The sequence below is a fragment of the Pseudomonas aeruginosa genome, from assembly GCF_001457615.1.
GTDB lineage: Bacteria > Pseudomonadota > Gammaproteobacteria > Pseudomonadales > Pseudomonadaceae > Pseudomonas > Pseudomonas aeruginosa.
In genome coordinates this window covers 5198634-5211551 of the sequence record NZ_LN831024.1, presented here as the reverse complement: position 1 = coordinate 5211551, position 12918 = coordinate 5198634, and the positions used below count along the sequence as shown (strand labels likewise).

Sequence of the window (12918 nt, the reverse complement as noted above, 5' to 3'; positions counted from 1 at the left end):
CGGAGCGGACCATGACCGCCAGCGAAGAGAAATTCACCCGCCAGACGCTGCTCGACGTGCAGCCTCTGACTCCCAACCTGTTCACCCTGCGTACCAGCCGCGACGCGGGATTCCGGTTCCGCGCCGGGCAATTCGCCCGGCTCGGCGTGTACAAGCCCAGCGGCAGTATCGTCTGGCGCGCCTACTCGATGGTTTCGGCGCCTCATGACGAATTCCTCGACTTCTTTTCCATCGTCGTCCCGGACGGCGAGTTCACCAGCGAACTCAGCCGCCTGCGCGAGGGCGACCAGTTGCTGGTCGATCGCCAGGCCTTCGGCTTCCTCACCCTCGACCGCTTCGTGGATGGTCGTGACCTTTGGCTGCTGGCCACCGGTACCGGTGTGGCGCCGTTCGTCTCGATCCTGCAGGACTTCGAAGTCTGGGAGCGCTTCGAAAGCATCAAGCTGGTCTACAGCGTGCGTGAGAGCAAGGAGCTGGCCTACCGCGAGCTGATCGCCGGCCTCGCCGAGCGCGAATACCTGGCCGAGCATGCCCACAAGCTGCAGTTCATTCCGGTGGTGACCCGCGAGCAGGTACCCGGTTGCCTGAACGGACGTATCACCACGCTGATCGAGAACGGCGATCTGGAGCGTGCCGCCGACCTGGAACTGACCCCGGAGCATTCGCGGGTGATGCTCTGCGGCAACCCGCAGATGATCGAGGACACCCGCGCCGTGCTGAAGGCTCGCGGCATGAACCTCAGTCTGACGCGGCGCCCGGGGCAGGTGGCGGTGGAGAACTACTGGTAGGTGCGTGCCCGCGCAGTAGCGGCGGATAACGCTGCCGCCCGGCGTGTTGTCCGGCAATGAAAAAGGGCCCGTTCGGGCCCTTTTTCATTGTTCCGCCGACGCGATCACGACTTGTTCTGCTGGGCTTTCAGCAGATCGCGGATCTCGGTCAGCAGGGTTTCCTCGGCACTCGGCACTGGCGGTTCGGACGGCGCGACGGCTTCTTCGCGCTTGAGGCGGTTGATCGCCTTGACCCCCATGAAGATGGCGAAGGCCACGATGACGAAGTCGAGTACGGTCTGAATGAACTTGCCATAGGCCAGCACCACCGCCGGCACGTCGCCTTCGGCGGCCTTCAACGTTATCGCCAGGTCGGAGAAGTCGACTCCGCCGATCAGCAGTCCGATCGGCGGCATGATCACATCGCCCACGAAGGACGAGACGATCTTGCCGAAGGCCGCGCCGATGATGATACCGACAGCCATATCCACGACATTGCCCTTGACGGCAAAGGCTTTGAATTCACTCAGAAGACCCATGGGTTCACTCCCTGTATTTCGCTAATAGGTAAAGGCAGTCTAATGCAGCCTTCGGCAAGTTGCTCAGGCTGGAAGATTGGTGTTTTGGTTCCCCCCGGCAACGCGAAAATTCGCAAGGCATACGTTTGCGTCGGGTCTTGTGGGGAGAAACGAAGTTTAGAGGAAAAACATTACACTCATGTCGATTTTCAGGAATTCGCCAAGAAAGAAGACAAAGCAACTTCGGCAACTTGGAACTGCGCCATGCAGATGCCGGAAGTTGAAGTTGGAGTGGCGAGGTTCTCCGACCTAACTTCGCAGGCAAATAACGAAGGTGAACTCGTTTACCGGCGAGCGAACTGGGAGTGCCTGGTGCACCAGCGCGGGCTTTCTTCGGCTGGCGGTCTTTTTTATTTCTTTTTGCGATTCATGGGCGCATTGATATTCCTAATCGGCGCGGTGAGGTTTTTCAATTTAGCGTCGCCGGCGGCGCTCCTTACCTTGGTCGGGCGCAACAAGACGCCTGACAAGCCATTAGGAGCTCTTCCATGAACCCTTCCCTGAACGCCTTCCGTCCCGGCCGCCTGCTGGTGGCGGCAAGCCTGACCGCCAGCCTCCTGTCGCTGTCCGTGCAGGCCGCGACCCTGACCCGTGACAACGGTGCGCCAGTGGGCGACAACCAGAACTCGCAGACCGCCGGGCCCAACGGTTCGGTGCTGCTGCAGGACGTGCAACTGCTGCAGAAGCTGCAACGTTTCGACCGCGAGCGTATTCCCGAACGCGTGGTGCATGCCCGCGGCACCGGCGCCCATGGCGAGTTCGTCGCCAGTGCCGATATCAGCGACCTGAGCATGGCCAAGGTCTTCCGCAAGGGCGAGAAGACCCCGGTATTCGTGCGCTTCTCCGCGGTGGTGCACGGCCACCACTCCCCGGAAACCCTGCGCGATCCGCGCGGTTTCGCCACCAAGTTCTATACCGCAGACGGCAATTGGGACCTGGTGGGCAACAACTTCCCGACCTTCTTCATCCGCGATGCGATCAAGTTCCCGGACATGGTCCATGCCTTCAAGCCGGACCCGCGCAGCAACCTCGACGACGACTCGCGACGCTTCGATTTCTTCTCCCACGTGCCGGAGGCGACCCGCACCCTGACCCTGCTGTATTCCAACGAGGGCACCCCGGCCAGCTACCGGGAAATGGACGGTAACAGCGTGCATGCCTACAAGCTGGTCAACGCCAGGGGCGAAGTGCACTACGTGAAGTTCCACTGGAAGAGCCTGCAGGGCCAGAAGAACCTCGATCCGAAACAGGTGGCGGAAGTCCAGGGGCGCGACTACAGCCACATGACCAATGACCTGGTGAGCGCGATCCGGAAGGGCGACTTCCCGAAATGGGACCTGTACATCCAGGTGCTCAAGCCCGAGGACCTGGCGAAATTCGACTTCGACCCGCTGGACGCGACCAAGATCTGGCCGGGCATTCCCGAGCGCAAGATCGGCCAGATGGTGCTGAACCGCAACGTCGACAACTTCTTCCAGGAAACCGAACAGGTCGCCATGGCGCCGTCGAACCTGGTGCCGGGCATCGAGCCCTCCGAGGATCGCCTGCTCCAGGGACGGCTGTTCGCCTACGCCGATACCCAGATGTACCGGGTCGGCGCCAACGGCCTGGGCCTGCCGGTCAACCGCCCGCGCAGCGAGGTCAATACCGTCAACCAGGACGGCGCGCTGAACGCCGGACACAGTACCAGCGGGGTGAACTACCAGCCGAGCCGGCTCGATCCGCGCGAGGAGCAGGCCAGCGCCCGCTACGTGCGGACCCCGCTGAGCGGCACCACCCAGCAGGCGAAGATCCAGCGCGAGCAGAACTTCAAGCAGACCGGCGAGCTGTTCCGCTCCTACGGCAAGAAGGACCAGGCCGACCTGATCGCCAGTCTCGGCGGGGCGTTGGCGATCACCGACGACGAGAGCAAGTACATCATGCTTTCCTACTTCTACAAGGCTGACAGCGACTACGGCACGGGCCTGGCCAAGGTGGCCGGGGCCGATCTGCAGCGCGTCCGGCAACTGGCGGCGAAGCTCCAGGATTGATCGCAACCGGGGCGGCCATCCAGGCCGCCCTTCCTCTATCGGTTTGGTGGGAGATGACGACGATGCGAGGTTGGATTCTGGCAGGCTTGCTGCTCGCGGCGCTGGCCGCGCAAGCTGGCGAGGTGCATGGGGTCGAGGTCGAAGCGCGGTTGCGCGACTACTTCTTCGATGCCGCCCGACGCGGTGACCAGGCCATGCTGAAGGAGTTCGTCGAGGCCGGCTTCGACCTCGATGTGCAGGATGCCAAGGGCTATACCGGGCTGATCCTGGCCGCCTACCACGGCCATGGCGGAGCGGTGGAACAATTGCTGGAGGCCGGTGCCGACCCCTGCGTCCAGGATGCGCGCGGCAACACCGCCCTGATGGGCGCCATCTTCAAGGGCGAGGTCCGCATCGCCCGGCGCCTGATCGGCGCGCAATGCAGCCCCGACCAGCGCAACGGCGCAGGGCAGACCGCGGCCATGTACGCGGCGCTGTTCGAGCGCGAGGAGCTGCTCCAGGCGCTGTCGGCGCGCGGTGCCGACCTTGGCGCCCGCGATGCGCTGGGCAACAGCGTGGAAAGCCTGCGACGCGGCGAACTGAACGGCACTGCGGCGGCGAGGTGATCGGGGGCAATGTTCGGAGGAGGCCTGCTGGGCTAGTCTGGAGGTGTCGTATACAACGTCAGAGGAGGTCCGTCATGCCGCTCGAGCAACATCCGCTTTCCCGGGAGTTTCCGGATTTTCATGCCGAACTGAAGCAACTTCATGGCAACGACGCCCACTTCACTCGCCTGGCGGCGGACTATGAGAGCCTCGACAAGCGCATCTATGAGGTCGAGGGCGGTCGCGAACCCCTCGACGACCTGGCGCTGCAGGGGTTGAAGCAGCAACGGGTGCAACTCAAGGACGAAATCGCCGAGAGGCTGAGGAAGGCCAACGGAAAAGGCCATTGATTCATTCACGACAACGGCATGAAAAAGGGCGCCTCCGGCGCCCTTTTTCATGTGGGCATGCTCAGAAGGCGCCGCCGAAACGGAAACTCTGTCCGACCGCGACGAAACCCAGGCCCACCAGGGTGATCGCGGCGATGTGCCAGCCCAGCTTCGGCAGGCTCTCGGCGTCCAGGTTCGGGATCAGGCGCAGGCGCGCATGCACGCCCAGGGCGGCGGTCGCCGCCAGGAGCAGCAGCTTGAGCTGCAGGGCACGGGCCACCGACGTGGCGCCGAACCAGTGGTCGAACGGCAGCCACAGGCTGGCCAGCCACAGGCCGCTGACCACCTGCAGCAGCAGGGCGGGGATGCCGATCCGCTCGTAGACCTGCTCGAAGGCGCGGATCGCCTGGGGATCGCGGCGGCGCAGGGCGCCGGGGAGGATGCCGAGGGCCAGGACCAGGTGGCCGCCGACCCAGATCGCGGCACCCAGCAGGTGCAGGAACAGCAGTGTGCGCATGGAAGTCTCCTTGTCCGGCCATCAGTGTCGCGCGAAGCGCGGTCGATCGAGGCTGATCGGAATCAAGCCAGCGGCTATCATCTGCGCTTTGCCCGCGAGAGGAGTTCCCATGGCCAAGGCCAAGCGCATGTACGGCTGCACCGAGTGTGGCGCGACCTTCCCGAAATGGGCCGGCCAGTGCGCGGACTGCGGGGCCTGGAACACCCTGGTGGAGACCGTCGTCGAGGCCGCGCCGAGCGGCTCCGGCCGCGGCGGCTGGGCCGGCCAGCAGGCCAACCTGAAGACCCTGGCGGAGGTCAGCGTCGAGGAAATGCCGCGCTTCACGACCGGCTCCACCGAACTGGACCGGGTTCTCGGCGGCGGCCTGGTGGACGGTTCGGTGGTGCTGATCGGCGGCGATCCCGGCATCGGCAAGTCGACCATTCTCCTGCAGACCCTTTGCAACCTGGCCAGCCGCGTCCCGGCGCTGTACGTCACCGGCGAGGAATCCCAGCAGCAGGTGGCGATGCGCGCGCGGCGCCTGTCGTTGCCGGAAGACAAGCTCAAGGTGATGACCGAGACCAGCATCGAAACCATCATCGCCACCGCGCGCCAGGAGCAGCCGCGGGTGATGGTGATCGACTCGATCCAGACCATCTTCACCGAGCAGTTGCAATCGGCGCCGGGTGGCGTCGCCCAGGTCCGCGAGAGCGCCGCGATGCTGGTGCGCTATGCCAAGCAGAGCGGCACGGCGATCTTCCTGGTCGGCCACGTGACCAAGGAAGGCGCCCTGGCCGGCCCGCGGGTGCTCGAACACATGGTCGACACCGTACTGTATTTCGAGGGCGAATCAGACGGCCGCCTGCGCCTGCTGCGGGCGGTGAAGAACCGCTTCGGCGCGGTCAACGAACTGGGAGTGTTCGGCATGACCGACAAAGGCCTGAAGGAAGTGAGCAACCCTTCGGCGATCTTCCTCACGCGGGCCCAGGAAGCGGTGCCCGGCAGCGTGGTGATGGCCACCTGGGAAGGCTCGCGGCCGATGCTGGTGGAGGTCCAGGCGCTGGTCGACACCAGTCACCTGGCGAATCCGCGGCGGGTGACCCTGGGCCTCGACCAGAACCGCCTGGCGATGCTGCTGGCGGTGCTGCACCGGCACGGCGGTATCCCGACCTACGACCAGGACGTGTTCCTCAACGTGGTGGGTGGGGTCAAGGTGCTGGAAACCGCCTCCGACCTGGCGTTGATGGCGGCGGTGATGTCCAGCCTGCGCAACCGCCCGCTGCCGCACGACCTGCTGGTGTTCGGCGAGGTCGGGCTGTCCGGCGAGGTGCGTCCGGTGCCGAGCGGCCAGGAGCGCCTGAAGGAAGCCGGCAAGCATGGTTTCAAGCGTGCCATCGTACCCCTCGGCAACGCGCCGAAGGAGGCGCCGGCGGGATTGCAGGTGATCGCCGTGACGCGCCTCGAGCAGGCCCTGGACGCCCTCTTCGAGTGACCCGCCTCAGTCGTCGTGGGCGCTGACCAGCAGGGCCAGCTCGCGCTCGAGGAGTTCCTCGTCGCCCAGGTTCAGTTCCACCAGGCGGCGCAGGTGGCTGATGGAGTCGAGGTCGATGTGCTGGCATTCGAAGCCGAGCAGGCCGTCGCGAGCCCAGGCCAGGCTGATCTCCATGCGGATCAGTACATCCAGGCCCAGGTACAGGCGGGCCTCGAAGGGCCGTTGCGGGTCGCCGTTCCAGTCCTGCGGCTGGCCGACCAGGATGCCGTGCAGGGAGACGTCGTGGAGCAAGACCTCCCAGCGCCGTTCGCCCTGGAGGATCTCGCTGTCGGCGTCGAAGGCGATCCGGTGGAAACGTCGTCGTTCGTCGTGCTGGTCACTCATGTCGCGATCCCTCGGTGCGCGCTGCTGGATACCACTATAGCCAAGCCATGCCGGCGGGGAAGTGGCGGAATTCGATCGGCGGTGCCGTCCGTCCCCGCCTGTGCGGCTGGATCGGCGGCATGTGTCCGAGTTTGACAGTTCGTCAAGTCTCGCCAAAGCTGCTAAAGCGTTTTTCTCCAAAATACAACTGCGGAGCGCAGACATGGACAAGCGACTTTTGAGCAAGGGGTTGGTTCTGGGGCTGCTGAGCCTGGGCAGCATGACGGCACACGCCGACGCGGCAGGCGGTAATGGCTGTGGTTGGGGCAACATGGTGTTCGAGGGCCAGCGCGGCCTGTTCCCGCACCTGCTGGCCACCACCACCAACGGTACCTCGGGCAACGCCACCTTCGGCATGACCTCCGGGACCAACGGTTGCAACACCAATGCACGCCTGGGCTACGGCGGCCGCTCGATCTTCGCCATGAACGGGATGCTCGACAACATCGCCGAGGACATGGCCAAGGGCCAGGGCGAAGCGCTCGACGCCTATGCCGTGCTGCTCGGCGTGGAAGCCAAGGACCGGGCGCACTTCGCCCAGGTCACCCAGCAGCATTTCGGCGAGATCTTCGCGAGCAAGGATGCGACGGGCGAACAGGTCCTGAGCAACACCCTGGCGGTGATGAGTCGCGACGGCACCCTGGCGCGCTACGCCAAGCAACCGGCCTGAGATTTCAGGCCCAGGAAAGAGCCCGCTACGGCGGGCTTTTTCGTGTGCGCGGCCTGCCCGCCGGAGGTTGCCGCCTCCGTTGCCACGGCAGACGAACGGCTTGGGCATACGGCGTTTTCCCAGGGCGCTTCCTACGGAGAGGGCAAGGTCGCGCCGAAGCGTTTTCGCCTGGCCGGCCCTTGTCGGCCATGGACTTTTCCGGCGGATTCCTGCGACATTGCGCCTACCGCCATCGCGCGGTAACCGCTCTAGACTAAGGTCGTATGACCCCTGGTCGGTTCGCGGCTAGAATTTTCGCTGCAGAACTGCGCCCTCCATCTGTCGGAAGCCAAACACTATGAACAATAACAATAGCCTGCTACGTCACCTCGCCTGGCTGGTGGTGGCGATCGTGGGCGCCGCGGCCCTGGGCGTCGTCGCCCTGCGTCGTGGCGAAGCGATCAACGCCTTGTGGATCGTGGTGGCGGCGGTGGCCATCTACCTGGTCGCCTACCGTTACTACAGCCTGTTCATCGCCAGCAAGGTGATGCAACTGGACCCCAACCGCGCCACTCCCGCGGTACTCAACAACGATGGCCTGGACTACGTCCCGACCAACAAGCACATCCTCTTCGGCCACCACTTCGCCGCCATCGCCGGCGCCGGTCCGCTGGTCGGTCCGGTCCTTGCCGCGCAGATGGGCTACCTGCCCGGCACCCTCTGGCTGATCGCCGGCGTAGTCCTCGCCGGCGCGGTGCAGGACTTCATGGTCCTGTTCATCTCCAGCCGTCGCAACGGCCGCTCGCTGGGCGAGCTGGTGCGCGAGGAAATGGGCCAGGTGGCCGGGACCATCGCGCTGTTCGGCGCCTTCCTGATCATGATCATCATCCTCGCGGTGCTCGCGCTGATCGTGGTGAAGGCTCTGGCCGACAGCCCCTGGGGCATGTTCACCGTCCTCGCGACCATTCCCATCGCGCTGTTCATGGGCGTCTACATGCGCTTCATCCGCCCCGGCCGGATCGGCGAGATCTCGATCATCGGGGTGTTCCTCCTGCTCGGTTCGATCTGGCTCGGCGGGCAGGTCGCGGCCAGTCCGGAATGGGCGCCGCATTTCACCTTCAGTGGAATCCAGATCACCTGGATGCTGATCGGCTACGGCGCCGTCGCCTCGGTACTGCCGGTGTGGCTGCTGCTGGCGCCGCGCGACTACCTGTCGACCTTCCTCAAGATCGGCACCATCATCGGCCTGGCGATCGGCATCCTGATCGTCATGCCGGAACTGAAGATGCCGGCCCTGACCCAGTTCACCGACGGCACCGGCCCGGTCTGGAAAGGCAGCCTGTTCCCGTTCCTGTTCATCACCATCGCCTGCGGCGCGGTGTCCGGCTTCCACGCGCTGATCTCCTCGGGGACCACGCCGAAGCTGCTCAACCGCGAGCCCGACGCCCGCTACATCGGCTACGGCGGCATGCTGATGGAGTCCTTCGTGGCGATCATGGCGATGGTCGCCGCCTCGGTGATCGAACCAGGCATCTACTTCGCCATGAACAGCCCGCCGGCGGTGGTCGGCGCCGACGTCAACGCGGTGGCCGCGACCGTCAGCAGCTGGGGCTTCGCCATCACGCCGGAGCAACTCACCCAGACCGCCCAGGACATCGGCGAGACCACCATCCTGGCCCGTGCCGGCGGCGCGCCGACCCTGGCGGTGGGGATCGCGCACATCCTCCACCAGGTGCTGCCGGGCGAGAACACCATGGCCTTCTGGTACCACTTCGCGATCCTCTTCGAGGCCTTGTTCATCCTCACCGCGGTGGACGCCGGCACCCGTGCCGGGCGCTTCATGCTGCAGGACCTGCTGGGCAACTTCGTGCCGGCGCTGAAGAAGACCGAGTCGTGGACCGCCAACATCATCGGCACCGGCGGCTGCGTGGCGCTGTGGGGCTGGCTGCTGTACCAGGGCGTGGTCGACCCGCTGGGCGGGATCAATACCCTGTGGCCGCTGTTCGGCATTTCCAACCAGATGCTCGCCGGCATCGCGCTGATGCTCGCCACCGTGGTCCTGATCAAGATGAAGCGCCAGCAGTATGTCTGGGTCACCATCCTGCCGGCGGCCTGGTTGCTGATCTGCACCACCACCGCGGGCCTGATCAAGATCTTCGACAGCAACCCGGCGGTCGGCTTCGTCGCTCTTGGCGAGAAGTACGCCACCGCGCTGGATGCCGGCCAGGTGCTGGCGCCGGCCAAGGATATCGGCCAGATGCAGCACGTGGTGCTGAACGCCTACATCAACGCCGGTCTGACCGTGCTGTTCCTGCTGGTGGTGTTCAGCGTACTGTTCTACGCCATCAAGGTCGGCATCGCGGCCTGGGGCAAGAGCGAGCGGACCGACAAGGAAACCCCGTTCGAGCCCATCCCCGACGCCTGACCGGCCGCGCTCCCCGGTTCGCCGGGGAGCCTTAACGAGGAACTCGCCATGTTCAATGACCTCAGTCGCATGGGCAAGTACCTGGGCCAGGCCGCCCGGATGCTGGTCGGCATGCCCGACTACGACACCTATGTCGAGCACATGCGCAACAAGCACCCGGACAAGCCGGTGATGACCTACGAGGAGTTCTTCCGCGAGCGCCAGGAGGCGCGCTACGGTGGCGGCAAGGGTCGGCCGATCCGCTGCTGCTGAATCCCCATCCTTCCGTGGGCCACGTCTGACGTGGCCCGCGTCTTTTCTGGAAGTTGCGCATGTCCGAAGTAGCCAACGACAACCCCGCCCTGATCCCCGTCACCGTGCTCACCGGCTTCCTCGGCGCCGGCAAGACCACCCTGCTCAAGTACCTGCTGCAGGCCGAGCACGGCATGAAGATCGCGGTGATCGAGAACGAGTACAGCGAGACGCCGATCGACGGCCAGTTGCTCGGCGTCGAGCCGGTGCAGGTGATGACGCTGTCCAACGGCTGCGTCTGCTGCTCGATCAACACCGACCTGGAAAAGGCCCTGTTCCTCCTGCTGGAGCGCCGCGACAACGGCGAAATCGACTTCGACCGCCTGGTGATCGAGTGCACCGGCCTGGCCGATCCGGCGCCGGTGGCGCAGACCTTCTTCGCCGACGAGGAACTCTGCCAGCGCTACGTGCTGGACGGCATCATCACCCTGGTGGACGCCGCCAACGCCGAGCGTCACCTGCAGGAAACCATCGCCCAGGCCCAGGTCGGCTTCGCCGACCGCATCCTGGTGAGCAAGACCGACCTGGTCGACGCCGCCACCTTCGAGGCCCTGGGCCAGCGCCTGCAACGGATCAACCGGAGGGCGCTGGTGCATGTGGTCGAGCACGGCCGCATCGACCTGGCGCACCTGCTCGACGTACGTGGCTTCAACCTCAACGCCGACCTCGGTCCTGGCATCGGCCTGCGCCCGCTGCGAGCGGTGGCAGCCAAGGACAGCCGCGATCGCATCGGCACCCTGGTACTGCGCAGCGACACGCCGCTCGATCTCGAAAGGCTGAGCGAGTTCATGGACGACCTGTTGCAGTGGCATGGCAACTCCCTGCTGCGCTACAAGGGCGTGCTGAACATCGCCGACGAGCCGCGTCGCCTGGTGTTCCAGGGCGTGCTGCGACTCTACGGCTTCGACTGGGATAGCGAGTGGCGGGACGACGAGGCGCGCGAGAGCGTGATCGTGTTCATCGGCGACAACCTGCCGGAGGACAGTATCCGCGAGGGCTTCGAACGCATCGTCGAAGGCCGCTGAGGCGCATCGACGCCAAAGGAGCGTGGAAATGGACAGGAACGCATTGATCGGCGCCTGGCGGGACTGCATCCGTGGCGCGGACAAATCCTGGGTGCTGTTCGCCCAGGGCACTTGCGTGATCCTCACGCAGCCGGAGCCGGACCTCGCGGCCCAGGCGCGGGCATTGCTGGCCGAGTGGGGAGCGGTACAGGTCGGCACGCCGGCGGGCGACTTCGGTGTGATCACCCTGGACAACGGCCGCGGCTGGGTGGTGACCGGGCATCACCCGGACATCCTTACCTTCGTCCCTCGCGAGGAACTGGAGGAGGACGCCGGCGAGCTGCTCGTCGGCATGCACGGCCGCTCCCGGCGGGGCGAGGATGCCGAGGCCTTGGCGGTGATCCATGTCGAGGACCGGCGATAACGCTACCCGGCGCCTCCTCCCTCGGAGGAAATGAAAAAGCCCGGCATTTGCCGGGCTCTTTCGTCTTGCCTTGTCGCTTAGTTGCCGTAGACCGGGAACTTGGCGCAGATCGCCTTGACCTTCTCGCGTACGCCGTCGACCACGGACTCGTCGCCCATGTTCTCGAGGATGTCGCAGATCCAGCCGGCCAGCTCGCGGCACTCGGCTTCCTTGAAGCCGCGGGTGGTCACGGCCGGGGTACCGATGCGCAGGCCGGAGGTGACGAACGGCGAGCGCGGGTCGTTCGGGACCGAGTTCTTGTTCACGGTGATGAACGCGCGGCCGAGGGCGGCGTCGGCGTCTTTGCCGGTGATGTCCTGCTTGATCAGGGAGAGCAGGAACAGGTGGTTCTGGGTGCCGCCGGAAACCACGTCGAAACCGCGGTCGAGGAAGACCTGGGCCATGCTCTGGGCGTTCTTCAGGACCTGCTGCTGGTAGGTCTTGAACTCCGGCTGCAGGGCTTCCTTGAAGCACACCGCCTTGGCCGCGATCACGTGCTCCAGCGGACCGCCCTGGGCGCCGGGGAATACCGCGGAGTTGAGCTTCTTCTCGATCTCCTCGTTGGCGCGCGCCAGGATCAGGCCACCGCGCGGACCGCGCAGGGTCTTGTGGGTGGTGGTGGTGACCACGTCGGCGAACGGCACCGGGTTCGGGTAGACGCCAGCGGCGACCAGGCCGGCGACGTGGGCCATGTCGACGAACAGGTAGGCGCCGACCTTGTCGGCGATGGCGCGGAAGCGGGCGAAATCGAGGACCTGGGAATAGGCGGAGAAGCCGGCGACGATCATCTTCGGCTTGTGCTCCACGGCCAGGCGCTCGACTTCGTCGTAGTCGATCAGGCCATTGGCGTCGATGCCGTACTGCACGGCGTTGTACAGCTTGCCGGAGGAGGAGACGCTGGCGCCGTGGGTCAGGTGGCCGCCATGGGCCAGGCTCATGCCGAGGATGGTGTCGCCGGCCGACAGCAGGGCCAGGTAGACCGCGGCGTTGGCCTGGGAGCCGGCGTGCGGCTGGACGTTGGCGTAATCGGCGCCGAACAGTTGCTTGGCGCGGTCGATGGCCAGTTGCTCGACGATATCGACGTACTCGCAGCCGCCGTAGTAGCGCTTGTGCGGATAACCTTCGGCGTACTTGTTGGTCAGCACCGAACCCTGGGCTTCCATCACCGCCGGGCTGGTGTAGTTCTCGGAGGCGATCAGCTCGATGTGCTCTTCCTGGCGCTGGGCTTCCTGCTCCATCGCGGCAAAGAGTTCGGCATCGTAGCGGGCGAGGGTCAAATCACGGCTGAACATGGCGGTCCTCATAAGGATCGGTGCTGGGAAAAGGCGCGCATTCTAACCCATGCGGCGGGTGCTGGCACATGAAAGGCCATCATGTCGCGGACAAG

General features: G+C 65.3%; 15 protein-coding genes. 11 read left to right on the top strand and 4 right to left on the bottom strand.

The genetic code is table 11. The features are described from left to right. The first annotated feature begins 11 nt into the window (after positions 1–11). Positions 12–788 (top strand): ferredoxin--NADP reductase, encoded by a 777-nt coding sequence (locus tag AT700_RS23980; RefSeq protein WP_003110878.1) that lies wholly within the window; start codon positions 12–14, stop codon positions 786–788. A gap of 104 nt (positions 789–892) precedes the next feature. Here the strand turns inward: AT700_RS23980 and mscL are convergent, their stop codons facing one another. Then, entirely contained in the window at positions 893–1306 is a 414-nt protein-coding gene (mscL, locus tag AT700_RS23975; RefSeq protein WP_003104883.1) for a large-conductance mechanosensitive channel protein MscL, read from the bottom strand. Between the two features lie 42 nt (positions 1307–1348). Between mscL and AT700_RS30340 the strand changes: the two genes are divergently transcribed. The 4 genes from AT700_RS30340 (at position 1349) to AT700_RS23960 (ending at position 4309) form a co-directional block, all read left to right on the top strand. Beyond that, positions 1349–1837, top strand: coding sequence for a hypothetical protein (locus AT700_RS30340; RefSeq protein WP_169433242.1), 489 nt, complete (start codon positions 1349–1351; stop codon positions 1835–1837). Next, positions 1834–3375 carry a catalase KatB gene (gene katB / locus AT700_RS23970; RefSeq protein WP_003123412.1) on the top strand — a complete coding sequence of 514 codons (1542 nt, stop codon included), beginning with the start codon at positions 1834–1836 and terminating at the stop codon, positions 3373–3375. Before AT700_RS30340 ends, katB begins: the two co-directional genes overlap by 4 nt. Positions 3376–3428: 53 nt before the next feature. After that, positions 3429–3980, top strand: coding sequence for an ankyrin repeat domain-containing protein (locus AT700_RS23965; protein ID WP_003121338.1), 552 nt, complete (start codon positions 3429–3431; stop codon positions 3978–3980). Positions 3981–4054: 74 nt separating this feature from the next. Beyond that, positions 4055–4309, top strand: a complete 255-nt coding sequence (locus AT700_RS23960) for a YdcH family protein (RefSeq protein WP_003104887.1) — start codon at positions 4055–4057, stop codon at positions 4307–4309. Positions 4310–4370: 61 nt separating this feature from the next. Here AT700_RS23960 and AT700_RS23955 read toward each other — a convergent pair whose 3' ends face one another. Next, the gene (locus AT700_RS23955; RefSeq protein ID WP_003104889.1) at positions 4371–4805 is read right to left on the bottom strand and encodes a CopD family protein; all 435 of its coding nucleotides are present in this window, start codon (positions 4803–4805) and stop codon (positions 4371–4373) included. A gap of 109 nt (positions 4806–4914) precedes the next feature. Here AT700_RS23955 and radA point away from each other — a divergent pair, with 109 nt between their 5' ends. Beyond that, entirely contained in the window at positions 4915–6276 is a 1362-nt protein-coding gene (gene radA / locus AT700_RS23950) for a DNA repair protein RadA (protein ID WP_003094867.1), read from the top strand. A gap of 6 nt (positions 6277–6282) precedes the next feature. Here the strand turns inward: radA and mapZ are convergent, their stop codons facing one another. Continuing rightward, positions 6283–6660, bottom strand: coding sequence for a cyclic di-GMP-binding protein MapZ (gene mapZ, locus AT700_RS23945; RefSeq protein WP_003094864.1), 378 nt, complete (start codon positions 6658–6660; stop codon positions 6283–6285). A 202-nt stretch (positions 6661–6862) separates the two neighbouring features. Here mapZ and AT700_RS23940 point away from each other — a divergent pair, with 202 nt between their 5' ends. From AT700_RS23940 to AT700_RS23920, 5 genes are all read left to right on the top strand, one after another. Continuing rightward, a complete protein-coding gene (locus AT700_RS23940) occupies positions 6863–7369 on the top strand; it encodes a DUF3015 domain-containing protein (RefSeq protein ID WP_003094862.1) in 507 nt (168 codons plus the stop codon). Between the two features lie 337 nt (positions 7370–7706). Next, positions 7707–9773, top strand: coding sequence for a carbon starvation CstA family protein (locus AT700_RS23935; protein ID WP_003094859.1), 2067 nt, complete (start codon positions 7707–7709; stop codon positions 9771–9773). A gap of 48 nt (positions 9774–9821) precedes the next feature. Then, complete coding sequence (locus AT700_RS23930; protein WP_003094856.1) at positions 9822–10025, top strand: YbdD/YjiX family protein; 204 nt, start codon at positions 9822–9824, stop codon at positions 10023–10025. A 59-nt stretch (positions 10026–10084) separates the two neighbouring features. Then, the gene (yjiA, locus tag AT700_RS23925; protein ID WP_033992342.1) at positions 10085–11089 is read left to right on the top strand and encodes a GTPase; all 1005 of its coding nucleotides are present in this window, start codon (positions 10085–10087) and stop codon (positions 11087–11089) included. A gap of 22 nt (positions 11090–11111) precedes the next feature. Continuing rightward, positions 11112–11492 carry a hypothetical protein gene (locus AT700_RS23920; protein ID WP_003121337.1) on the top strand — a complete coding sequence of 127 codons (381 nt, stop codon included), beginning with the start codon at positions 11112–11114 and terminating at the stop codon, positions 11490–11492. Positions 11493–11569: 77 nt separating this feature from the next. Here AT700_RS23920 and glyA read toward each other — a convergent pair whose 3' ends face one another. Next, on the bottom strand, positions 11570–12823 hold the full coding sequence (gene glyA / locus AT700_RS23915) for a serine hydroxymethyltransferase (RefSeq protein WP_003094846.1): 1254 nt from the start codon (positions 12821–12823) through the stop codon (positions 11570–11572). Positions 12824–12918: the final 95 nt, after the last annotated feature.